A 23,730-nucleotide genomic window follows, 5' to 3' on the forward strand; every position below is an offset into this window, starting at 1 on the left:
AAATATACCACACGAATTGATTTAATTCTAGTTTTTTTAGATTTTTTTAACAGCAAAAACCATCTCTCTTTTTCCTGGTGGTCCTTGTAATTTTTTTACCTTAAAGCCAATCTCTTTTAATCTGCGGTTTATTAAGCCTTTACACGCATAGGTTACAAAAATGCCGTTTGGTTGTAGTAAATTGTATGCTTTGCGTAAAATTTCTTCAGACCATAGTTCGCTTTGGTAATCGTATCCAAACACATCAAAATAAATAATATCAAAAAACTTGGTTGAAGCAAAATCTTCAATTTTGCAAAAATGCTTCAAGATACTAAAATGTGTTGTAACTTTTTCCAACTTATTGCAAGCAAGTTCGTGTAAATACTGCAACGATAGTGTTGTTTCCACAAAACTGTTGTAATTCAACGCTTGATATTCTTGCGCCACTAGCGGATAAGCTTCAATGGTTTCGTAATGAATTATAACGTTATTCTCACTAGCATATTGCATGGTTAGCAATGCGTTTAAGCCTGTTCCAAAACCAAATTCCAAAACGTTAATGGAGTTTTTACAAACGTGTTCCAATCCATTTTTTATATAAACATGTAGCGATTCTTGCACAGCGCCATGCTTAGAATGAAATGTTTCGCCCATGTTTGTAACCAGTAAACTATGCGATCCGTCGTTTGTAAGAATCAGCTCGCGTTTCATTATGGAATATAAAGCTTTTTGATTCTTGGAATGGGTCCGCCGCATTTTTTTGCATGGCATTCCAAACATTGATTCACCATTTTATTGAAATTTTCTTTGGCAGAAACCGTATCGGCATATATGGCTTTTTGTGCTTCAATAAATAGTGCGGCTTGTTCATTAAAAAAAACATCTCTATCGGCACTTTCTGTTAAGGTTGCCGTGTGAATTTTGTCAAACGCCATTGGATATGCACCCAAGTCTTGATTGTTCACAATACGTTCTTTTAGCTGCGTATTGTATGCATACATTTGTTCCATTAAAGCAGCCATTTCGCTCATTTCATACATTTTAAAATCTGAAGAAACGGTGTCTTTTGCGGTATTTGTTTCATCCGCTTTGTTTTGTTTGTTGCAACTCACAGCAAAAGCTGAAAGCAACACTAAAAGAATTATTTTTTTCATTAATTTTCAGCAATTAAAACGCCATCTGCCATAAAACGATATTCTACTTTTGGTTCTGTGATTGCAGCAATTTCAGCATCGGTCTTGCCTGCATCTTTTGCATAATGCTTTAATTCATCAACCGGTGTTGTTTCTATAAAAGCTTTTCCTGATATTATGGTTCTATGATTTTCTGCACCTTCTTTAGGAACAAAAAAAGCATAATCTTTAAATTTTACAAAAGCTTCTTTATCCTTGCCCAATTTCAAGGTCATCCAACAACCTTTCTTTTTGCATGTAGCAATTATTTCTGAATCCAATTTAACAGCTAACGTGTCGGTTGGTTTCATGTCTTCATATTTTGCCAACATTTCTTCCTTTGAAATAGCGCCTTCGGCAGAAATGCTGTCACCATACACCTGGAAATTCATTTTCTCATCGGTTGTGTTGTTAGCGGTTTCGGTAGCGTTGCTGTCTTGTTTTTTATCACATGCAACCAATAAAGCGGTTGCTGCAAAAAAGAATACGATTTTTTTCATTGTTCTTATTTTTTACAAATATAGAAATTGTTCATTAAAGTGAATAACATTTTGAATAGCTTGTATTTAGATTGATTAAAGATATTGAAAGATTTTCATTGAAAGTTTGCTTATAATGTAAATCGCATAATTTTAGGTAATTAAAACCCGATTTTTTTTCTAACTTTGCAAAACAGACAACATAACAAATTTAACAGCATAAAAACAACAAAGTGGATTCAAACATTTTAAACAACTTACAACTAACTAAAGTTGCCGTTTCAAAAATAGATACTTTTGATTTTGAAAATGTAAAATTTGGTGCCAAATTTACCGATCACATGCTAACATGTGCATACAAAAATGGTGAATGGGGTGCTTTAGAAATTAAACCCTACGCTCCAATTACTTTAGACCCTTCAGCAAGAGTTTTTCATTACGGACAAGCTATTTTTGAAGGAATGAAAGCATATAAACAAGACAATAATGATATTTGGTTGTTTAGACCCGATGAAAACTTTCACCGCTTCAATAAATCGGCAATTCGTTTAGCAATGCCAACGATCGATGAAACACGTTTTATTGGTGGATTAAAAGAGTTGATTAAAGTTGAAAAAGAATGGGTACGCAAAGGCTTAGGTAATTCATTATACATTCGCCCATTTATGATTGCTACTGAAAGTGGCGTGATTGCAAGCCCTTCAAGCGAATTTTTATTCTGTATTTTGTTGTCTCCGGCAAAATCGTATTACTCCGGCAAAATAAAAGTACAAATTGCAGATTATTACAGCCGAGCAGCAAATGGAGGTATTGGCGCTGCAAAAGCGGCAGGAAATTATTCGGCACAGTTTTATCCAACCAAACTTGCTCAAGAAGCAGGATATAACCAAGTAATTTGGACCGATTCTACGCACACACATTTAGAAGAATCTGGAACCATGAATGTGTTTTTTAGAATCAATGATACCTTATACACTGCACCAACATCTGATCGTATTTTAGATGGTGTAACCCGTAAAAGTTTAATTGCGCTTGCAGAACATTTGGGATATCAAGTGAAAATTGAACCTGTAAAAGTAGAAGCCATTATTCAGGCAGCAAAAGAAGGTAGTTTAAAAGAAATTTTTGGGGCAGGAACAGCCGCAGTTGTTAATCAAATTGAAGGATTTGCTTACAAAGATGACTATTATGAACTGCCCAATATTGCCGATGAAGACGCTTATGCGTTGCAGTTGAAAAACGCATTGACAAAACTTCAAAATAAATTAACCGACGATCCATTTAACTGGACAGTGAAAATTTAATACAAAGCTTGCATTGCGCAAGCTTTTTTTATGTTGTTAAAATACATATATTTGTATAAAAAAGAGATGTTTACCCAAGGACAAATTATTTTTGCAGTTGCTTTTATCGTAGTTTTTGTTAGCCTAATAGTTATTATGTATCGCAAAGATTTAAAAATGCACAAAATATATTACAAAGGCAGTTTGTGGGTTTTACTTACTTTTTTATTGTTTATGGGCATATTATTCATTATTAAAACTACCTTAAAAAGCTAAAATTGTTTATGAAAATTGTAAAGTATGTATTTATCATCGCTGCTTTGGCAGCAGTTTTTCTAACCGTTTATATCGCAACAGGAAAAAGCGAATACGAAATAAATGTGAGTGAAAAAACCGAATTATCTAATCAACGATTGTTTCGTTATGTGAATAATTTGCAAAATTTCCCTGATTGGAATGCCTATGAAAACAATCCTGATAGTTTTAAGTTAGATTCTATCTACAAAGGAACCAACTCCAAAATAATGTGGAGCAATAATGAAGTTTCTATCTCTAAATCAATTCCTAATGATACCATATATTTAAAGATGAATATAGACGGAAATGAGTACGATACCCAAATGTTTTTTGATGAGGCAAATGGAAAAACTACCATTGGTTGGAATATAAAAGGAAACTTATCATTTAAAGAAAAGTTCGAGATTTTTTTTCAAGGCACGCCTCAATCTCTTATCGGGCCTATTTTTGAACAAAGCTTATCAAAAATTAATAAAAACATCACAGAAAGCCTTAAAAATTTCACTATTAAAAACGAAGGCATCGTTATGATTCCTGAAATGTTTTATATGAAACAAATAGTAGAATCAGATATTGAAAACCTTGGCGATAAAATGTTTCAAAGTATGGAACACATGAATAATTTCGCAAAAAACTTTGAATTGGAACCTTACGGAGCACCTTTTACCATTTTTGAAAACATCAACGTATTATCCGGAACTGTACGTTATTCCGTATGTATGCCGATAAAAAACTTTTTTAGTACAGCAGAGGGCAGTGATGTAATGTGTGAAAAAATGCCCGCTTTTCATGGATACAAGACTGTTTTAAAAGGCGACTATATCCATAGCGACAAAGCTTGGGCAGAAGTGAAGCAAGAAATAGCTAAGAAAAATTTAACGCAACGTGCCGATTTAAAACCTATTTCCTTTTATAAAACTTCCACCTTAAACACGCAAAAATCAAACGAATGGGTTACTGAATTTATTATTCCGGTAAACGAAACAGTAATTCCAATTGTTGACACTCCTGCAGATAGTTTGAATGTGAGCAATTAAACATGAAGGTATATCTAAGGATAAATTCGTAAACTATCAAATCATTACAAATAGAAAAGACAAAATTAATAGATAAATTAGTTTTGTCTTTTTTAATTTAGATGTTTCCTTAATAGCGATTTGCTAAAAAAAATTGGGTGATTTTGAATTGCTTTGTTGTTGAAAGCAAAAGAGAAGTTGCGTACATGCTTGCTTTTTTTTTTCTCTTAGCTTCTTTAAAAAAGATCTCATTATTTAGCGTGGATTTATTCTTTTGTATTTATAAGTTATATCTTCTGTAGATTATTGTTTTTTAAACAATTCGCCCAAAAACACTATTTTTATTGATTTTTTTATTATATTTATGCTTCGAAACGTGTTTAACTTACGATTTTTTTATTTTTTTAGCACAATATGCTACCACTTAAAAAGATAGAGTTAAACAGCGGTACGAATTTTTTAAACTCATAAAACTTAAATACGCGTTGTTTTAAATAATTTAATGACTGTCTTTTATAAAACGTTGATTTGTTGCTTTTTTTTCTACCATACATTGAATCAACTACATGGATTTTTAAAATAGTCAAAAATTATAGAAGGGTTGTTTTAAAAATAGGTCTTTTACAAGTGTAAAATATTCTCGTGCTGTAATAATAATCAATAAATTTATTGTTAAACTAAATAAAAAAGAAAAGATGCCACATTGGATTGATGTATTAATTTTTATTATTTATTTTTTGGGAATGCTAGGGGTGGGGTTCTATTTTGCAAATAAGCACACCGACGAACGAGATTATTATACCGGCAGCGGTACTTTGTCAGCAGGTCATGTGGGGCTATCGGTGGTAGCAACAGATGTAGGCGGCGGTTTTTCAATAGGTTTAGGAGGAGTTGGTTTTACAATGGGTTTATCGGGTTCGTGGTTGCTTTTTACAGGTTTAATAGGTGCATGGTTAAGTGCTGTTTTTTTGATACCAAAAGTTTTTGAATGGCAGCAAAAAAGAGGCGGTTATTTTCTTACACTTCCTCAAGTTTTCAAATATCTATACAATAAAAAAGTAGCACTAGTGGCAGCAATCATTTGTATTATTGGCTACACAGGTTTCACAAGTTCGCAATTTTTGGCAGGAGCAAAACTTTCAACAGCTGCTTTTCCCGCAGTTGATACGCAAACCATGCTTTGGATAATGGGAATAATTGCCGTTTTTTATACCATGCTTGGTGGGATGAAAGCGGTAATTTATACCGATACTGTGCAATGGATTATTTTGCTTGCGGGATTAATGCTCGTTGCAATTCCGGTTGCTTATATTAAATTAGGTGGAATGCAAGGTATATTGCCTTATTTAAACCAAGATATGCTTTCGCTAAAAAATATTACTTGGCAACAAATTATTAATTGGAGTGTAACAATTATACCCATTTGGTTTGTTGGAATGACACTTTATCAGCGCATATTCGCTTGTAAGGATGTTAAAACAGCAAAAAAAGCTTGGTACTTTGCGGGTGTTTTAGAATGGCCTATTATGGCTTTTACAGGTGTTGTATTAGGAATGCTTGCAAATGTAGCTATTCAACAAAAGTTAGTACCCATTGAAGGCGGTGTTTTAAACGATGTAGAACTAGGACTACCCTTATTAATAAAAAATATTTTACCCATAGGTTTAACCGGCGTTGTGATGGCGGCTTATTTTTCAGCAGTTTTATCCACGGCCGACAGTTGTTTAATGGCAGCCTCTGGTAATGTGGTGGGTGATTTAATACCTGATCATAAAAAGAAAAACAGCCATACAATTATTAGAATGTCTAAACTTTCTACCTTACTCATCGGATTTCTCGCCATTTTACTTGCTTCGGTTATGGAAAATGTACTAGCATTAATGCTTTATGCTTATGCATTTATGGTTTCAGGTCTTTTAGTACCTGTAATTGCCGCAATAGTTTTCAAAAAACCAAAACCTACTCCAGCATTAATTTCTATGATAGTAGGGGGTGGTCTTTCCATTTTTTTAATAATAATAGATACAAAGCTACCATTTGGACTAGATGCCAATGTTTTTGGACTTAGCGCTGCAATTTGCGCCTATGGAATTGCTAGTATGTTCGTAAAATCTGATTGATTTTATAACTAGATTTAATTCTACTAAGGATATTCGAGGAAGGTTTCTTAACCAAAAACCTCTTTTTCGTGCTTTAAAAACGCTCTTTGAACCGATCAAAGCTGTCAGATTTAATCATTAAACCTATATTTTGTATTGAGGTTAAAAAAAACTATTTAACGCAACTGTTTGAAAACAAGATTATAAGATTTTTTTAATTATTTTTTTTCAAAAAAACCTTGTCAGAATAAAAAAACGCCCTACATTTGCATCACTAAAAAATCAGACACACGTTGTTAAATAAGGTTTTTTAGAAAGCAATTTAAAGAGCGTACTATTTAAACTATTTTAAAATTGCAACAAGATATTTGAAATACTGCAAAAGAAAAATGTGATAAAAAATTGTAGCATGAAGATGTGATTGAGGTTTTTAAAATTCACAAAAAAACTTTTTCAAAAAAAGCAAAAATAAATTTGCTGATAAAAAAATAAGTTTTACTTTTGCAACCGCTTTGAGAGAGAAGCGAAGACAAGAAGAATAAGTTCATAGACATATTGGATTAACAGAGAATTAAAGAGTAAAAGCTCTTGGGTAACCAAGAGGTTTAAAACGACACATCAACAATAAAAAAAATTATACGATGAAGAGTTTGATCCTGGCTCAGGATGAACGCTAGCGGCAGGCCTAACACATGCAAGTCGAGGGGTAGAAGCAGCTTGCTGCTTTGAGACCGGCGCACGGGTGCGTAACGCGTATGCAATCTACCTTATACTAAGGGATAGCCCAGAGAAATTTGGATTAATACCTTATAGTTAATAGCATTGGCATCAATATTATTATAAAGATTAATTGGTATAAGATGAGCATGCGTCCCATTAGTTAGTTGGTGTGGTAACGGCATACCAAGACGATGATGGGTAGGGGTCCTGAGAGGGAGATCCCCCACACTGGTACTGAGACACGGACCAGACTCCTACGGGAGGCAGCAGTGAGGAATATTGGTCAATGGGCGCAAGCCTGAACCAGCCATGCCGCGTGCAGGATGACGGTCCTATGGATTGTAAACTGCTTTTGTACAGGAAGAAACACTCCCATGCGTGGGAATTTGACGGTACTGTAAGAATAAGGATCGGCTAACTCCGTGCCAGCAGCCGCGGTAATACGGAGGATCCAAGCGTTATCCGGAATCATTGGGTTTAAAGGGTCCGTAGGCGGCTTTATAAGTCAGTGGTGAAAGTTTTTGGCTTAACCAAAAAAATGCCATTGATACTGTAGGGCTTGAATATTTGTGAAGTAACTAGAATATGTAGTGTAGCGGTGAAATGCTTAGATATTACATGGAATACCAATTGCGAAGGCAGGTTACTAACAAATGATTGACGCTGATGGACGAAAGCGTGGGTAGCGAACAGGATTAGATACCCTGGTAGTCCACGCCGTAAACGATGGATACTAGCTGTTCGGGCTTCGGTTTGAGTGGCTAAGCGAAAGTGATAAGTATCCCACCTGGGGAGTACGGGCGCAAGCCTGAAACTCAAAGGAATTGACGGGGGCCCGCACAAGCGGTGGAGCATGTGGTTTAATTCGATGATACGCGAGGAACCTTACCAGGGCTTAAATGTAGTTTGACGTATTTGGAAACAGATATTTCTTCGGACAAATTACAAGGTGCTGCATGGTTGTCGTCAGCTCGTGCCGTGAGGTGTCAGGTTAAGTCCTATAACGAGCGCAACCCCTGTTGTTAGTTGCCAGCGAGTCATGTCGGGAACTCTAGCAAGACTGCCAGTGTAAACTGTGAGGAAGGTGGGGATGACGTCAAATCATCACGGCCCTTACGTCCTGGGCCACACACGTGCTACAATGGCCGGTACAGAGAGCAGCCACTTGGCGACAAGGAGCGAATCTATAAAACCGGTCACAGTTCGGATCGGAGTCTGCAACTCGACTCCGTGAAGCTGGAATCGCTAGTAATCGGATATCAGCCATGATCCGGTGAATACGTTCCCGGGCCTTGTACACACCGCCCGTCAAGCCATGGAAGCTGGGGGTACCTGAAGTCGGTGACCGCAAGGAGCTGCCTAGGGTAAAACCGGTAACTAGGGCTAAGTCGTAACAAGGTAGCCGTACCGGAAGGTGCGGCTGGAACACCTCCTTTCTAGAGATGGTTTAAACATCTTTTACTCTTTAACTGTTGGTTCAAAAAAAAAGCAGAATAAAAAATACAGAGTCTCGTAGCTCAGCTGGTTAGAGTACTACACTGATAATGTAGGGGTCGGCAGTTCGAGTCTGCCCGGGACTACAAAGTATTTTATTCAAAGGAAATTCTAGAGGTTAGCTAACCGTACAGTTACTGTTAACTATAAACTGTTAACTAACAACTACGATACGGGGGATTAGCTCAGCTGGCTAGAGCGCCTGCCTTGCACGCAGGAGGTCAAGGGTTCGACTCCCTTATTCTCCACCACAAGAGATTCAGCCAAAAGGGGCTGGAGCGTCCCGCTATAGGCGGGAAGGTCAAGGGTTCGACTCCCTTATTCTCCACCACAAGAGATTCAGCCAAAAGGGGCTGGGGCGTCCCGCTATAGGCGGGAAGGTCAAGGGTTCGACTCCCTTATTCTCCACAAGAAGCAATAAGCTGTAAGCTTAAAGCTAAAAGCCTAGTGCGTAAAGCGCGAAGCAAAAAGTTCATTGACATATTGAGATACATTTAAAAAGTAGAAAAGATATTAGAAATAATATAAAGCACATTTTTTGGTAGTACGTTATAAGAAATACGTTTTAGGTTTTCGAACCTATAAGCTATAACTTACAACATAGAACTAAAAAAGTAGAGCACAATAAGCAAAATAAGGGCGTATGGGGAATGCCTAGGCTCTCAGAGGCGAAGAAGGACGTGATAAGCTGCGAAAAGCTACGGGGATTGGCACACACGAGACGATCCGTAGATATCCGAATGGGGCAACCCACTAGATTGAAGATCTAGTATCCTGATAAGGAAGTAAACCCGCTGAACTGAAACATCTAAGTAGGCGGAGGAGAAGAAAACAAAAGTGATTCCGTAAGTAGTGGCGAGCGAACGCGGAAAAGCCCAAACCAAAGTTGTTACGGCAATTTTGGGGTTGTAGGACCACAGAATTTTATGCAAATCGAATAAGAATCATTTGGAAAGATGAACCGCAGAGGGTGATAGTCCCGTATTGGTAAGAGATGTAATAAATAGTGGTATCCTGAGTAGGTCGGGGCACGTGAAACCTTGATTGAAACCGGCGGGACCATCCGCCAAGGCTAAATACTCCTGAGAGACCGATAGTGAACCAGTACCGTGAGGGAAAGGTGAAAAGAACCGTGAATAACGGAGTGAAAAAGAACCTGAAACCATACGCCTACAAGCGGTCGGAGCCCATTCGTTGGGTGACGGCGTGCCTTTTGCATAATGAGCCTACGAGTTACCGTTGCTGGCAAGGTTAAGTAATTAAGTTACGCAGCCGAAGCGAAAGCGAGTCTGAATAGGGCGCATGAGTCAGTAATGGTAGACGCGAAACCGTGTGATCTACCCATGGGCAGGTTGAAGTTTGGGTAACACCAAATGGAGGACCGAACCGGTTGACGTTGAAAAGTCTTCGGATGACCTGTGGGTAGGGGTGAAAGGCCAATCAAACTCGGAAATAGCTCGTACTCCCCGAAATGCATTTAGGTGCAGCGCTGAAAAAGTTTAATAGAGGTAGAGCTACTGATTGGATGCGGGGGCTTCACCGCCTACCAATTCCTGACAAACTCCGAATGCTATTAAATGATTTTCATCAGTGAGGGCATGGGTGCTAAGGTCCATGTCCGAGAGGGAAAGAACCCAGACCATCAGCTAAGGTCCCCAAATGTATGCTAAGTTGAAAAAACGCGGTTTGATTGCCCCGACAGCTAGGATGTTGGCTTGGAAGCAGCCATTCATTTAAAGAGTGCGTAACAGCTCACTAGTCGAGCGATCGAGCATGGATAATAATCGGGCATAAGCATACTACCGAAGCTATGGATTGTACAAGGTACAGTGGTAGGGGAGCATTCTAAACTGGGTAGAAGGTGATTTGTGAGAATTGCTGGACTGTTTAGAAAAGAAAATGTAGGCATAAGTAACGATAATGCGGGCGAGAAACCCGCACACCGTAAGACCAAGGTTTCCACAGCTATGCTAATCAGCTGTGGGTTAGTCGGGACCTAAGGCACACCCGAAGGGGGACGTCGATGGCCAACGGGTTAATATTCCCGTACTTGTAATAATTGTGATGGAGTGACGCAGTGGTGAAAGTACCGCGAACTGACGGAATAGTTCGTTAAAGCACGTACCTATATCTTTAATAGTAAAATGCGTTAGAGATGGAGAAATGCGATAGTACTCGGAGCCTTCGGGCAAAGAGATAGTGTACCTAAAGGCTGTCAAGAAAAGCTTCTAAACCTAGATTATTAGAACCCGTACCGCAAACCGACACAGGTGGTCGAGGAGAGTATCCTCAGGTGCTCGAGAGATTCATGGCTAAGGAATTAGGCAAAATAGACCTGTAACTTCGGGAGAAAGGTTGCCACGCTCAGGCGTGGCCGCAGTGAAAAGGTCCAGGCGACTGTTTATCAAAAACACAGGGCTCTGCAAAATCGTAAGATGACGTATAGGGCCTGACACCTGCCCGGTGCTGGAAGGTTAAGAGGAGATGTTATCTTCGGAGAAGCATTGAATTGAAGCCCCAGTAAACGGCGGCCGTAACTATAACGGTCCTAAGGTAGCGAAATTCCTTGTCGGGTAAGTTCCGACCTGCACGAATGGTGTAACGATCTGGACACTGTCTCAGCCATGAGCTCGGTGAAATTGTAGTATCGGTGAAGATGCCGATTACCCGCAGTGGGACGAAAAGACCCTGTGCACCTTTACTATAGCTTAGTATTGTTCTTGGATAAGTGATGTGTAGGATAGGTGGGAGACTATGAAGCGGCGTCGCTAGGCGTTGTGGAGTCATTGTTGAAATACCACCCTTTGCTTATCTGAGATCTAACCCCGCGTTGCGGGGGACATTGCTTGGTGGGTAGTTTGACTGGGGTGGTCGCCTCCAAAAGAGTAACGGAGGCTTCTAAAGGTTCCCTCAGCACGCTTGGTAACCGTGCGTAGAGTGCAATGGCAAAAGGGAGCTTGACTGAGAGACCTACAAGTCGATCAGGTACGAAAGTAGAGCATAGTGATCCGGTGGTTCCGCATGGAAGGGCCATCGCTCAAAGGATAAAAGGTACGCCGGGGATAACAGGCTGATCTCCCCCAAGAGCTCATATCGACGGGGGGGTTTGGCACCTCGATGTCGGCTCGTCACATCCTGGGGCTGGAGAAGGTCCCAAGGGTTGGGCTGTTCGCCCATTAAAGTGGCACGCGAGCTGGGTTCAGAACGTCGTGAGACAGTTCGGTCTCTATCTACTGTGGGCGTTAGAAATTTGAGTGGATCTGATTCTAGTACGAGAGGACCGAATTGGACCAACCTCTGGTGTATCAGTTGTGCCGCCAGGTGCATCGCTGAGTAGCTACGTTGGGAAGGGATAAGCGCTGAAAGCATATAAGCGCGAAACCCACCACAAGATGAGATTTCTTTAAAGGGTCGTTGGAGATGACAACGTTGATAGGCTATAGATGTAAAGGCAGTAATGTCATAGTCGAGTAGTACTAATAGCCCGTATGCTTATGTGCTCTGGAAGTTGCTTTGTAAAGTATAGTATTAGTATTAAGACAAAAGTATTAAGTATTAAGACTGAAATAATATCTACAAATAAATAAAAGTATCGAAAATATGTTAACAATATTGCAGCAAAGCTGCGTTTAAAGTTCGAAGTTTAATGTTCAAAGGGCAACCTAGAACACAAAAGAAACTTTAAACCTTAAACAAAAATTTAAGGTGGTTATAGCATCGGGGCTCACCTCTTCCCATTCCGAACAGAGAAGTTAAGCCCGATAGCGCAGATGGTACTGCATCTTCATGTGGGAGAGTATGTCGCCGCCTTTTTTTAATAAAGCCTGTCTTTTTCAAGATAGGCTTTCTTTTTTGTGTGTGCCCTGCATATGCAGGACACACCCCGAAAGCTTTTCAAATAGTTCAAAAATACAAATTTAGTTTTAAGAACCAAGTTTTCGGGGTGTTATTTTTCCAGAGGGTGTGAGTCCCTTACGAGCGGATTGAACCCCGAATCGTTAGCAAGCTGCAAGGTGGTTTATCGTGAGGTATGCACTGAAGGAAGCAGGACTGCAAAAGTCTGTACCGACGAACAGAAAGTACATAAGAGGCATAACAATAAGGATGAGTATCCACAGCAATACGAAGTCCAAAACAGTGTTCTGAACATGCTATTAAATCAGATTATTGTTATGTAGATGTACCGGCGATAGACGGAAGGAAAAAGCATTTACCAGGGGAGGTCTTGGCAATTACGAGTTAATCAAGCCAAGAAGTCAGCAGAGGTCATAGTACTTGAAAGTAACGAGATGCGAATAGATACCGCATAGGCCTCACAAACAAGGAAGGACTGAACGTAAATCTCCAAGAAATTCGACTAGGAAAGTTAGCTTAGCCTAGTCTTAAAGTAAATTATGGATAGCTCAAAAGGTGTAAAGAGCTTTTGATTGATGATTTACGAACCGCCGTATACGAGAACCGTACGTACGGTGGTGTGAGAGGCTCTCCCTGTCAGTTTCTGGCAGGGCAGTCTACTCGATTAGCGGTAGTTTTTATTTTTTGAAGTAGATTTTGTTCGCTAAGTTTTGTAGGTCAGCAGTGTCAGTATTGCAAAGAATAATTAGGATTTTGTCAAAGTTTTTATTTGTGATGATTTGAGAATTAAAGCCGTCAATATTTCCGCTTCGTCTGTAAACATTTGAGTTTTCATCGAAATAAAATCCAAATGTAGGTTTTCCCGAAAGCCAATCAATGTATTCATCGGTTTGAGGTTTTAAAAGATATTGAGTTTTTGATTTTTCGGAAATTAATTTATTGTCTTTTATAGCGAGTAAAAGTTTTAGTAAGTCTTCAGTTGTCGAATAAATTCCACCTGCTCCAAAATAATTTGAGATATATCTTCTATCATTGAACAGAGGTTCATCTTTGTTTCCTTCCCCAAAAGAATAATTATGATAACCGTAAGCCAAGTTTTTGATAACTTCGTTTTCACTAACAAATCCTGCATTTTCCAATTTTAATGGTTTCAAAATTAAGTCTTCGATTGCTTTTGAAAATGGTTTAGCCGTAACTATTTCAATGATTTTTGACAACAATACAAAATCAACATTGTTATAGTTGAATTTTAAAGTGTTATTTGGCGATTTTTTGACAAACTCATTTATGTAGTCGTCAATAGAATATTTATTTACAACAGCTTTTATTGGTTCATTTTCCAAGCCGGAATGATGAATTATTAAATCTTCTATTGTAATGCTTTTACATTCTTCGGAAATATTGGGAATAAATTTTTCAATTTTGTCGTTGAAATTAATCAGACCTTTTTCTTGAAGTTGGATAATTGCAAGTGATGTAAAAAGTTTGGTTATTGATGCTATTGGAAATCGAGTTTTATTATCAATTTCTACATCAAACTGAATGTTAGAAAAGCCTTTGCTTATTTTTTGAGTTTGGTTTCCGTCATAGTACAAAACCGCTCCGTTGAAATGTCCTTTTTCAAATTCTTGATTTATTATTTCTTCAATATTGTTTTGTCCGAATAAGATTAAGGGAATAAATAAGAATGTCGTCAGGAAAAATTTCATACTTTATTTTTTGCAGTTTGTTCGGTTAAAATTACAGCTAACGGTTTGCAGCTACAAGAAGTGGCGAACTTCGGAACTGCGTATTTTCTGCTAAGATAAAATTTCTTGCGAAAACTGAACGTGAATTTTGTACTTTTTTCGCCATTTCTTGTAACTGCTGTGTGTGCCCTGCATATGCAGGACACACCCCCGAAAGCTTTTCAAATAGTTCAAAAATACAAATTTAGTTTTAAGAACCAAGTTTTCGGGGTGTTATTTTTCCAGAGGGTGTGAGTCCCTTACGAGCGGATTGAACCCCGAATCGTTAGCAAGCTGCAAGGTGGTTTATCGTGAGGTATGCACTGAAGGAAGCAGGACTGCAAAAGTCTGTACCGACGAACAGAAAGTACATAAGAGGCATAACAATAAGGATGAGTATCCACAGCAATACGAAGTCCAAAACAGTGTTCTGAACATGCTATTAAATCAGATTATTGTTATGTAGATGTACCGGCGATAGACGGAAGGAAAAAGCATTTACCAGGGGAGGTCTTGGCAATTACGAGTTAATCAAGCCAAGAAGTCAGCAGAGGTCATAGTACTTGAAAGTAACGAGATGCGAATAGATACCGCATAGGCCTCACAAACAAGGAAGGACTGAACGTAAAGAGGTTTTCAATAGGTAACGGAATCTCGCCAAGGCGGATAGCCCCACTTAACGAAAACAGGTTGAAAAACAACTAAAATGATAACAAGAGTAGTACAACCTTTTCAACTTCAAAAAGCATTGGAACACGTGATTGCCAATAAAGGCAATGCGGGTGTTGATGGTGTTTCTATCCGAGAACTCCGTAAGGTGTTTTCTGAAAAGAAACTACAACTGATTGAAGCAATCAAACAAGGCAACTACCAAGTACAACCCATTTTAGGTATTGAAATTCCCAAGGAAAACGGAAAAACCCGATTATTGGGCGTTCCAACTACTACAGAACGTGTGTTGCAACAAGCCGTAGCACAAACTATTGCACCGCTTTTTGAACCCGAATTTAGTAATTACAGCTATGGATTTAGACCTCACAAAAATGCCCGACAAGCCGTTGGACAAGCACGAGACTACATCCATTCAGGATTAAACCACATTGTGGATATCGACCTGAAAAATTTCTTTGACGAAGTTGACCACTGTTTATTACTGAATTTAATCTATCAAAAAGTGAAATGCAAAGTTACGATGCAACTGATACGCAAATGGCTCAGAGCACCGATTAAAATCAATGGAAAGCTACGCAAACGAAGAAAAGGCGTTCCGCAAGGTTCTCCCTTAAGTCCACTAATGTCAAACATCTTACTCCATCAATTGGATAAAGAAATGACCCGAAGAGGACACAAATTTGTACGTTATGCGGATGATTTTAGTATTTACAGCAAAAGCCACAATCAAGCCCAAGCTACAAGAGTGGTGATTGAAAAGTTTCTCAAGGACAAACTCAAATTGACTATAAATGAAGAAAAGAGCGGTATAAGAAAACCCGTCAACTTCACGATTTTAGGATTTGGGTTCGTACCTACGTATGAAAAAGGAAGCAAGAATCAATACCAATTCATAGTAGCCGAAAAGGCGTGGAAGAAACTAAAAGAACGACTTAAAACAATTACCCGAAAAACCACACCTGCCACCTTTGAAGAGCGTATTGCCAAGATAAAAGAAGTGCAACGCGGATGGCTGAACTATTTTCAAGGCACAAGTATTTTAGGCAAATTACGCGATTTAGATGGTTGGTTACGCAACCGACTGCGCTACTGCATTTGGCATCATTGGAAGAAACCCGAAAGGAAAAGGAAAAACCTGATTCGATTGGGCGCCAGCCAAGACCACGCCTATGCTTGGAGCAGAACACGAAATGCTTTGCATTCACGAACACCAATAAAACAATAAAAAAAGCGTGAGTAAAAGGTGGTTGGGCAATAGCACAAAGTCCTATTTTAAACACCACCATTACTCTACAACGCTTGAAGAAAAGAGGTTATGTTTCCTTAACCGAATTACATTTACAACTTAACCCATCTCTTTGCGAACCGCCAAGTACGTGACCCGTACGCGTGGTGGTGTGAGAGGCTCTCCCTGCTAGTTTCTGGCAGGGCAGTCTACTCGATTAGCGGTAGTATTTCTAATATTCATCATATTCCTTTAATGGTTTATATGTCTTGAAACGAATGTAAGCTGCTTTATTTGTCGTGTCTTGAAATATGACTTTTTCCTTTCCATTTCTGTCAATTTCTTTAACTGTCACACCGTCCATTGCTTCAACACTTGCAAACTCTTTTAAACTGTCTCCGCTAATTCTAAGAAAAACTGTCGAGCTACCACCATAAACTAAGAATGCGTCAATACAATTCAGTTCCTTATTGTAAAGCATGTTAGGATAATTCTCCGAATTTTTCATTTCGATTAACTGGTCCTTTGTCTTGTCATAAATGAATAAGCGTCTTACCTCATTAGCTCCTCTTGCTGCAACAGCGGATACAATTGTCATATCATTTAATCCATCATTATTGAAGTCGCTCAATTTTGTGTCACAACCTATAACTCCGTCTTTCAAAAAATGTATTGTCTGATTAAGTTTCCATTTATCCCCTTGCTTGATGTAAAAATTTATGTCAACATAATTGCTGTCTGTTGCTCTGTATTTATAAACTTCTACCTTATTGAACTTCTTCCTTCCAACAGTTGTGCTGTCAATGAAAACCTCTTCAAGTTGAACAGTGTCTGTAGAAACTCTTTCAGTTGAATGTATTTGTGTGGCGTCCTTATTTGACATAACGCTTTTGTCTTGTCGGTTTTGGCAAGAAAAAAGTAGAAATATTGTTAGTCCTAAATAAAATTTCATTGTCTGTTGTGTCGTCTTAATATTACCGCTAACGGGTCGGCGGCTTTGCGAAGTTCTTTTTCCGAGCTTGCTCGAGGAAAGGATTTTGCAAAACCGCATGATGTGCGAAGTTCGCGAAGCGACAAGCGCATCGTGCGGTGCAGGCGCCGCCCCGATGTAGCGAAAGAAGCGTAAGCGGATTTCGCTACATCGTCTGGGTATTGCCGAAGGCGGGGATTTTTAGCACCGAACTTCAATAGAAATACCAAAGCTCAAATATAGCAAAAAGTTCATTAGAATTCCGTCAGCCCCGCTTTTGGCAATACCTTGTGTGTGCCCTGCATATGCAGGACACACCCCGAAAGCTTTTCAAATAGTTCAAAAATACAAATTTAGTTTTAAGAACCAAGTTTTCGGGGTGTTATTTTTCCAGAGGGTGTGAGTCCCTTACGAGCGGATTGAACCCCGAATCGTTAGCAAGCTGCAAGGTGGTTTATCGTGAGGTATGCACTGAAGGAAGCAGGACTGCAAAAGTCTGTACCGACGAACAGAAAGTACATAAGAGGCATAACAATAAGGATGAGTATCCACAGCAATACGAAGTCCAAAACAGTGTTCTGAACATGCTATTAAATCAGATTATTGTTATGTAGATGTACCGGCGATAGACGGAAGGAAAAAGCATTTACCAGGGGAGGTCTTGGCAATTACGAGTTAATCAAGCCAAGAAGTCAGCAGAGGTCATAGTACTTGAAAGTAACGAGATGCGAATAGATACCGCATAGGCCTCACAAACAAGGAAGGACTGAACGTAAATCTCCAAGAAATTCGACTAGGAAAGTTAGCTTAGCCTAGTCTTAAAGTAAATTATGGATAGCTCAAAAGGTGTAAAGAGCTTTTGATTGATGATTTACGAACCGCCGTATACGAGAACCGTACGTACGGTGGTGTGAGAGGCTCTCCCTGTCAGTTTCTGGCAGGGCAGTCTACTCGATTATAGGCAGTTTTATTTATTTAGTTCAAAAATTAAATCGCCATTTAATTCTAATAGATTTTCGAACTCCAAATACAGATCAGCTAATAAACGATTACTTAGCTTAACTTTAGCACTTGTTCTTGTATTATTATAACAACTTGAGTTTGTAACTAACATTTGAATTCTACGATTAATATCTTGCAACTTAATATTAGATTTAAATCTCTTATTGTTGTTTTTATCAATCGAATTAAATCTAATTGAAAATATTTTAAATTTATTTGTAATTTCTCTCCTGTTATAGTCACCTTTTGAAAGTTCATCAATAAATTGTTTGTATTCTACAAGAATTTGGTCACAATGAGTTATGTGATAAGACTTTAAAGATCTATGAATTAAAAATTTGTTTTGTAGATAATAAGCAATTAATAATGGCATTCCTATATCTACTAAAATAGATATGAATGCTAATAAATTTGAAACGTCAATATCTATTGAGATTGAGAATTGTATTAATTTAAACAATAAATAGCATATAATTATAATTACTAAGATAATTGTTTTCATTTAACCTCTTTTCTAGGATTACCCTTTTCATATTTTTTCTTCCAAGATGGTAAAATTTCGTTTAAAATTATTTCTTCCCAATCAGGTTCTTGCTCTGATTTAATTTTTAAATGACTAATAATGTTTTTATATTCAAAATCATATACTAAATTACCAAACGCTTCATCTAAAAAAGAAGATGCATAACCAGCAGTGTTATCTAAATCTACAAGTAAAATTTTATTTTCTGAAATTGCTTTTTCGTAATTAGGTTTTACAACATCATAATAAAATTGTTCTCCAGAGTTTTCATCCTGCTCGATATATCTAACGTCAGGATATTCTGTAAAATCTAAAACTTTAATTAAAATGTTCTCCATCTTTTTGTAATAATATTAAATCTAATTCCCAATAGTAAAAAGTTCCACTAAATTCTCTATCTAAAATTATGCTATTCTTTGTTTCTAAATTCAAATATACGTCATTTGTGATACAAATTAGGTTTTTTACAGTATTCTTAACGCTTTGATGTTGAATTATTGGTAAACCTCTATTTCTATTATTCTGTGTTTTAAATCTTGAATTGTACTTTTTGTCAAACAAATTCTTTAACATAAGGTCATTTGAAAATTTTCTGTCTTTTAATAATTGTTTGATTCTTCTGTCCAATCTAATATTTAATTGTTGTAATATTCCTAATCCGTTATCAGTAAAAGTAAAGTATAATTTATTTTCATTTTTCTTGTAATTTATACCAAGCACCCAATGTTTTTCATCTTTACCTTTATAATAAGCATGTTCAATTGAATTAGCATTCATTTCCATTATCAAAGTATATATTGGTCTATAATGTTGCTTTGTGCCAGTTAAAGCCTCCATCGCTAATTTTATATTTTCACCAACTATTTTACCTTTTCCTTTAGTTGTGGAATATCCCAGAAGGAGTAAGTTTTTATTTTCGTTTTTTCTTGTTTTTATATTATTAGTTAATCTCTTGTTAACCTTACTGATGTTTTGGAAAAAACCACTTTCTAATAAAAAATTATAAGCATTTTTATTTTTAGGAACGGAGCCAGAAACTAATTTATTATTTAATGTTAATTCTTCAACAGATGATAATAATAAAGAAATAGCTCCAATATCAATATTTTGAACATCATCTAAATCAATTAAAATTTCTGAGATATCATCATTATTTTTAAGGCTTTTAAGATTTGCTATAAAATTTATCACTTCTTTTGGATAAATTAAAAGTTCAAAATTATTGTCAGGTTTTAAAATGACTGTTTTTTTTCTCCTTTTGATATAATCAACATAAAAATCCTTAAAATTAGTAAACGGATGAATTCTAATAATTCTTGCTTTATTACGCCTTTTTCTTTCAGCTTTACTAATTCTATGATATCTTTTATAGCTTTTACTTAAATTTTTCAATTTAATATTTTGAATTTATATTGGTATGTAGTTTTTATAAAATTGCCTATAACGGTTTGCAGCTACCCGAAGGTGGCGATTTCGAAGCACTTCACTGTCAACCAAGCACAAACTTTGATAGAAGCACAAAGCTTGATTTAACCACTGAACCGCCACTTTTGGGTAGGTGCTGTGTGTGCCCTGCATATGCAGGACACACCCCGAAAGCTTTTCAAATAGTTCAAAAATACAAATTTAGTTTTAAGAACCAAGTTTTCGGGGTGTTATTTTTCCAGAGGGTGTGAGTCCCTTACGAGCGGATTGAACCCCGAATCGTTAGCAAGCTGCAAGGTGGTTTATCGTGAGGTATGCACTGAAGGAAGCAGGACTGCAAAAGTCTGTACCGACGAACAGAAAGTACATAAGAGGCATAACAATAAGGATGAGTATCCACAGCAATACGAAGTCCAAAACAGTGTTCTGAACATGCTATTAAATCAGATTATTGTTATGTAGATGTACCGGCGATAGACGGAAGGAAAAAGCATTTACCAGGGGAGGTCTTGGCAATTACGAGTTAATCAAGCCAAGAAGTCAGCAGAGGTCATAGTACTTGAAAGTAACGAGATGCGAATAGATACCGCATAGGCCTCACAAACAAGGAAGGACTGAACGTAAAGAGGTTTTCAATAGGTAACGGAATCTCGCCAAGGCGGATAGCCCCACTTAACGAAAACAGGTTGAAAAACAACTAAAATGATAACAAGAGTAGTACAACCTTTTCAACTTCAAAAAGCATTGGAACACGTGATTGCCAATAAAGGCAATGCGGGTGTTGATGGTGTTTCTATCCGAGAACTCCGTAAGGTGTTTTCTGAAAAGAAACTACAACTGATTGAAGCAATCAAACAAGGCAACTACCAAGTACAACCCATTTTAGGTATTGAAATTCCCAAGGAAAACGGAAAAACCCGATTATTGGGCGTTCCAACTACTACAGAACGTGTGTTGCAACAAGCCGTAGCACAAACTATTGCACCGCTTTTTGAACCCGAATTTAGTAATTACAGCTATGGATTTAGACCTCACAAAAATGCCCGACAAGCCGTTGGACAAGCACGAGACTACATCCATTCAGGATTAAACCACATTGTGGATATCGACCTGAAAAATTTCTTTGACGAAGTTGACCACTGTTTATTACTGAATTTAATCTATCAAAAAGTGAAATGCAAAGTTACGATGCAACTGATACGCAAATGGCTCAGAGCACCGATTAAAATCAATGGAAAGCTACGCAAACGAAGAAAAGGCGTTCCGCAAGGTTCTCCCTTAAGTCCACTAATGTCAAACATCTTACTCCATCAATTGGATAAAGAAATGACCCGAAGAGGACACAAATTTGTACGTTATGCGGATGATTTTAGTATTTACAGCAAAAGCCACAATCAAGCCCAAGCTACAAGAGTGGTGATTGAAAAGTTTCTCAAGGACAAACTCAAATTGACTATAAATGAAGAAAAGAGCGGTATAAGAAAACCCGTCAACTTCACGATTTTAGGATTTGGGTTCGTACCTACGTATGAAAAAGGAAGCAAGAATCAATACCAATTCATAGTAGCCGAAAAGGCGTGGAAGAAACTAAAAGAACGACTTAAAACAATTACCCGAAAAACCACACCTGCCACCTTTGAAGAGCGTATTGCCAAGATAAAAGAAGTGCAACGCGGATGGCTGAACTATTTTCAAGGCACAAGTATTTTAGGCAAATTACGCGATTTAGATGGTTGGTTACGCAACCGACTGCGCTACTGCATTTGGCATCATTGGAAGAAACCCGAAAGGAAAAGGAAAAACCTGATTCGATTGGGCGCCAGCCAAGACCACGCCTATGCTTGGAGCAGAACACGAAATGCTTTGCATTCACGAACACCAATAAAACAATAAAAAAAGCGTGAGTAAAAGGTGGTTGGGCAATAGCACAAAGTCCTATTTTAAACACCACCATTACTCTACAACGCTTGAAGAAAAGAGGTTATGTTTCCTTAACCGAATTACATTTACAACTTAACCCATCTCTTTGCGAACCGCCAAGTACGTGACCCGTACGCGTGGTGGTGTGAGAGGCTCTCCCTGCTAGTTTCTGGCAGGGCAGTCTACTCGATTAGCTGCTGTTTTATCCAATGTAACTTAACAAGAATTGGTCATTTTCTTTTGCAACCTTGAAAATCGATTTAAGATTCTGAAACTCTAAGGTCATATGTCTTACGTTAAACGCAATGTTGTCCGCTGTCTCGTCATTCCAAATTTTGCCTGGATAAATGTCTTTTCTGTTTAATTCATTATAGTCAAAATCTTTTTGAAATTTCTCTACTGAAATCGTCTCCAACAGATTGCAAATTTCTGAAACTCTATTTGGGTCATTATAATAAACTGGTTGCTGTTCAAAATCAAAATCGTCAGGCAGGTTTTCAAAGTCAAGTTTTGAAAAATCAATTTGTTCTCCGAGAAAAGTCTTTGGATAAAATATTTGTTCTATTAATTCTTTGTTTGGATTGTCAAGTCCCTTTGATAATACAAATTGAAGTCCGTCAAATGACTTCTCAAAAATTTCGTAGCCTTTTGAAATTTGAAAAAGCCCAAAGTCATTTGGATTATCAACAATTTTGGAAAAATCATTTTTGTCTATACGATATAGAGTTGCAGTTTGTCCCATTCTTTAAATTTATAAGTGGTTGTCAAAAATAGCAGCTAACGGTTTCGGGTTTTGCGTTCGGGCGGGTTTCGAAGCACAAATTTCAATTTATTACTAAAGTTCTTTAGAAGCACAAAGCTACAAGTTTGCACGTCAGCCCGCCTGACGCAAAACCCGTGTTATAGGTGGTTTTTCTTTTCACTATTCAAACGTCTTGTAGTTTTTTGTCCAATACTTTTCTATAAAGTCCCATTTGTCGCCAAATTCTTTGATGTGCTTTTGATAGGATAGTTTCTTAATCAATTTCTTGTCGTCTGTGTCTAAGTTATTCACTTTGTAAATTTCAATTACTTGCGGATTCTTTTCAATTTCAAAATCGCAACCTTGTCCATAAATGTATCCGTAATCAACTAATTTATAGTTTTCAATTTTACTTAAATGGCTTTCCCAATTCATATCAGCACAACCCGCACGATTATATGAATATAAAAAGTCTGTCCCTTTTATTTTTTGAATGTCAAGGTCGCAATTCTCTATGTGTTTAAATTTTTTGAGCTTCTTGTCAAACAGGTAATTGTCGCATTGATTTGGCGTATTACTAAAAACAAAAACACGAATGTCTTTGTAACCATCTTCGTCAATGTCGAGAAACTTAGCTTCAAAGTAATAGTGTTCCGATTTTACAATTGTGTCGCCTTGTATTGATAATAAGCAATTGAAATGATTGTTCGTGATGGTCTGAATGTATATGTGGTCGTTAATTTTTATGGTGTCGAATTTAATGTCAACCGTGTCTTGAAGTTGAGTTTTGATTTGTACTGTCGAACTGTCGATAGAAACATTTCCAATAGTCATGTCAGCTGACTTCGAATTACAAGCAGTCAAAATGATGAACAGTAATATGTTTAGTCTTGTCGTCATAAAATCACCTATAACGGTTTGCGGCTTGGCGTAGTGGCGGATATTTAGCACAAAAGTTAAATCGAAGAACTGCACTTGAACCTACAACAAAACTGTCATACGAAGCACTGCACCCGCCATTACGCCAAACCGCTGTTGTGCGTTCGGTGTTCTTTTTTCGTCCTGCTTGTCTGTCAGTTGTGCGTTGGGACAGACACACTCTTTGCCAAGTTTTGGCTTGAGGGTCG

At 37.7% G+C, this 23,730-nt stretch carries 15 protein-coding genes, 3 tRNA genes and 3 rRNA genes; 11 read left to right on the forward strand and 10 right to left on the reverse strand.

What is annotated here, in order from left to right; all coding sequences use genetic code 11:
* Positions 1-36: 36 nt before the first annotated feature.
* Genes mnmD through NPX36_RS09905 form a run of 3 tightly spaced genes read right to left on the reverse strand, consistent with a single transcriptional unit; the run spans position 37 to position 1,654 of the window.
* The gene (gene mnmD, locus NPX36_RS09895) at positions 37-693 is read right to left on the reverse strand and encodes a tRNA (5-methylaminomethyl-2-thiouridine)(34)-methyltransferase MnmD (protein ID WP_257498559.1); all 657 of its coding nucleotides are present in this window, start codon (positions 691-693) and stop codon (positions 37-39) included.
* Positions 693-1,136 (reverse strand): hypothetical protein, encoded by a 444-nt coding sequence (locus NPX36_RS09900; protein WP_257498560.1) that lies wholly within the window; start codon positions 1,134-1,136, stop codon positions 693-695. The genes mnmD and NPX36_RS09900 overlap by 1 nt, the downstream gene beginning before the upstream one ends.
* A complete protein-coding gene (locus NPX36_RS09905) occupies positions 1,136-1,654 on the reverse strand; it encodes a DUF4920 domain-containing protein (protein ID WP_257498561.1) in 519 nt (172 codons plus the stop codon). The genes NPX36_RS09900 and NPX36_RS09905 overlap by 1 nt, the downstream gene beginning before the upstream one ends.
* Before the next feature lie 212 nt (positions 1,655-1,866).
* Here NPX36_RS09905 and NPX36_RS09910 point away from each other — a divergent pair, with 212 nt between their 5' ends.
* From NPX36_RS09910 to rrf, 9 genes are all read left to right on the forward strand, one after another.
* Complete coding sequence (locus NPX36_RS09910; protein WP_257498562.1) at positions 1,867-2,937, forward strand: branched-chain amino acid aminotransferase; 1,071 nt, start codon at positions 1,867-1,869, stop codon at positions 2,935-2,937.
* 263 nt (positions 2,938-3,200) lie between these two features.
* On the forward strand, positions 3,201-4,250 hold the full coding sequence (locus tag NPX36_RS09920; protein WP_257498563.1) for a hypothetical protein: 1,050 nt from the start codon (positions 3,201-3,203) through the stop codon (positions 4,248-4,250).
* A gap of 674 nt (positions 4,251-4,924) precedes the next feature.
* Positions 4,925-6,349 (forward strand): sodium:solute symporter family protein, encoded by a 1,425-nt coding sequence (locus tag NPX36_RS09925; RefSeq protein ID WP_257498564.1) that lies wholly within the window; start codon positions 4,925-4,927, stop codon positions 6,347-6,349.
* Positions 6,350-6,966: 617 nt separating this feature from the next.
* Positions 6,967-8,484 (forward strand): 16S ribosomal RNA (locus tag NPX36_RS09930).
* 70 nt (positions 8,485-8,554) lie between these two features.
* Positions 8,555-8,628, forward strand: a tRNA-Ile gene (locus NPX36_RS09935).
* Positions 8,629-8,716: 88 nt separating this feature from the next.
* Positions 8,717-8,793: transfer RNA gene (locus tag NPX36_RS09940), tRNA-Ala, on the forward strand.
* Between the two features lie 83 nt (positions 8,794-8,876).
* A tRNA-Tyr gene (locus tag NPX36_RS09945) sits at positions 8,877-8,950 on the forward strand.
* Between the two features lie 215 nt (positions 8,951-9,165).
* Positions 9,166-12,041: ribosomal RNA gene (locus NPX36_RS09950) — 23S ribosomal RNA — on the forward strand.
* 202 nt (positions 12,042-12,243) lie between these two features.
* Positions 12,244-12,355 (forward strand): 5S ribosomal RNA (rrf, locus tag NPX36_RS09955).
* The 16S, 23S and 5S rRNA genes sit together here with 3 tRNA genes alongside, the layout of an rRNA operon.
* A 719-nt stretch (positions 12,356-13,074) precedes the next feature.
* On the opposite strand, the gene NPX36_RS09960 is transcribed toward rrf, so the two are convergent.
* Positions 13,075-14,106: a serine hydrolase domain-containing protein gene (locus tag NPX36_RS09960; protein WP_257498565.1), complete on the reverse strand. Its 1,032-nt coding sequence runs from the start codon at positions 14,104-14,106 to the stop codon at positions 13,075-13,077.
* Between the two features lie 724 nt (positions 14,107-14,830).
* On the opposite strand from NPX36_RS09960, the gene ltrA (NPX36_RS09965) reads away from it, so the two are divergent.
* On the forward strand, positions 14,831-16,021 hold the full coding sequence (gene ltrA, locus NPX36_RS09965; RefSeq protein ID WP_397376449.1) for a group II intron reverse transcriptase/maturase: 1,191 nt from the start codon (positions 14,831-14,833) through the stop codon (positions 16,019-16,021).
* A 232-nt stretch (positions 16,022-16,253) separates the two neighbouring features.
* Here ltrA (NPX36_RS09965) and NPX36_RS09970 read toward each other — a convergent pair whose 3' ends face one another.
* The 4 genes from NPX36_RS09970 to NPX36_RS09985 all read right to left on the reverse strand — a co-directional run bounded on the left by NPX36_RS09970 (position 16,254) and on the right by NPX36_RS09985 (position 19,908).
* Positions 16,254-16,904, reverse strand: coding sequence for a hypothetical protein (locus NPX36_RS09970; RefSeq protein WP_257498566.1), 651 nt, complete (start codon positions 16,902-16,904; stop codon positions 16,254-16,256).
* Between the two features lie 1,054 nt (positions 16,905-17,958).
* Positions 17,959-18,495: a hypothetical protein gene (locus tag NPX36_RS09975; RefSeq protein WP_257498567.1), complete on the reverse strand. Its 537-nt coding sequence runs from the start codon at positions 18,493-18,495 to the stop codon at positions 17,959-17,961.
* Positions 18,492-18,854, reverse strand: coding sequence for an STAS-like domain-containing protein (locus tag NPX36_RS09980; RefSeq protein WP_257498568.1), 363 nt, complete (start codon positions 18,852-18,854; stop codon positions 18,492-18,494). Before NPX36_RS09980 ends, NPX36_RS09975 begins: the two co-directional genes overlap by 4 nt.
* Entirely contained in the window at positions 18,835-19,908 is a 1,074-nt protein-coding gene (locus NPX36_RS09985; RefSeq protein WP_257498569.1) for a hypothetical protein, read from the reverse strand. Before NPX36_RS09985 ends, NPX36_RS09980 begins: the two co-directional genes overlap by 20 nt.
* A 735-nt stretch (positions 19,909-20,643) precedes the next feature.
* Here NPX36_RS09985 and ltrA (NPX36_RS09990) point away from each other — a divergent pair.
* The gene (gene ltrA / locus NPX36_RS09990; RefSeq protein WP_397376449.1) at positions 20,644-21,834 is read left to right on the forward strand and encodes a group II intron reverse transcriptase/maturase; all 1,191 of its coding nucleotides are present in this window, start codon (positions 20,644-20,646) and stop codon (positions 21,832-21,834) included.
* A 229-nt stretch (positions 21,835-22,063) separates the two neighbouring features.
* Here ltrA (NPX36_RS09990) and NPX36_RS09995 read toward each other — a convergent pair whose 3' ends face one another.
* A complete protein-coding gene (locus NPX36_RS09995; RefSeq protein ID WP_257498570.1) occupies positions 22,064-22,603 on the reverse strand; it encodes a YfbM family protein in 540 nt (179 codons plus the stop codon).
* Between the two features lie 180 nt (positions 22,604-22,783).
* Positions 22,784-23,503 carry a hypothetical protein gene (locus NPX36_RS10000; protein ID WP_257498571.1) on the reverse strand — a complete coding sequence of 240 codons (720 nt, stop codon included), beginning with the start codon at positions 23,501-23,503 and terminating at the stop codon, positions 22,784-22,786.
* Between the last annotated feature and the right edge of the window lie 227 nt (positions 23,504-23,730).

It is taken from the genome of Paenimyroides aestuarii, assembly GCF_024628805.1.
GTDB classification, from domain to species: Bacteria; Bacteroidota; Bacteroidia; order Flavobacteriales; family Flavobacteriaceae; genus Flavobacterium; species Flavobacterium aestuarii_A.

Coding starts and splice junctions, on each gene's coding strand:
- mnmD (WP_257498559.1), bottom strand. CDS start 693: ATGAAACGCGAGCTGATTCTTACAAACGACGGATCGCATAGTTTACTG.
- NPX36_RS09900 (WP_257498560.1), bottom strand. CDS start 1,136: ATGAAAAAAATAATTCTTTTAGTGTTGCTTTCAGCTTTTGCTGTGAGT.
- NPX36_RS09905 (WP_257498561.1), bottom strand. CDS start 1,654: ATGAAAAAAATCGTATTCTTTTTTGCAGCAACCGCTTTATTGGTTGCA.
- NPX36_RS09920 (WP_257498563.1), top strand. CDS start 3,201: ATGAAAATTGTAAAGTATGTATTTATCATCGCTGCTTTGGCAGCAGTT.
- NPX36_RS09925 (WP_257498564.1), top strand. CDS start 4,925: ATGCCACATTGGATTGATGTATTAATTTTTATTATTTATTTTTTGGGA.
- NPX36_RS09960 (WP_257498565.1), bottom strand. CDS start 14,106: ATGAAATTTTTCCTGACGACATTCTTATTTATTCCCTTAATCTTATTC.
- ltrA (WP_397376449.1), top strand. CDS start 14,831: ATGATAACAAGAGTAGTACAACCTTTTCAACTTCAAAAAGCATTGGAA.
- NPX36_RS09970 (WP_257498566.1), bottom strand. CDS start 16,904: ATGTCAAATAAGGACGCCACACAAATACATTCAACTGAAAGAGTTTCT.
- NPX36_RS09975 (WP_257498567.1), bottom strand. CDS start 18,495: ATGAAAACAATTATCTTAGTAATTATAATTATATGCTATTTATTGTTT.
- NPX36_RS09980 (WP_257498568.1), bottom strand. CDS start 18,854: ATGGAGAACATTTTAATTAAAGTTTTAGATTTTACAGAATATCCTGAC.
- ltrA (WP_397376449.1), top strand. CDS start 20,644: ATGATAACAAGAGTAGTACAACCTTTTCAACTTCAAAAAGCATTGGAA.
- NPX36_RS09995 (WP_257498570.1), bottom strand. CDS start 22,603: ATGGGACAAACTGCAACTCTATATCGTATAGACAAAAATGATTTTTCC.
- NPX36_RS10000 (WP_257498571.1), bottom strand. CDS start 23,503: ATGACGACAAGACTAAACATATTACTGTTCATCATTTTGACTGCTTGT.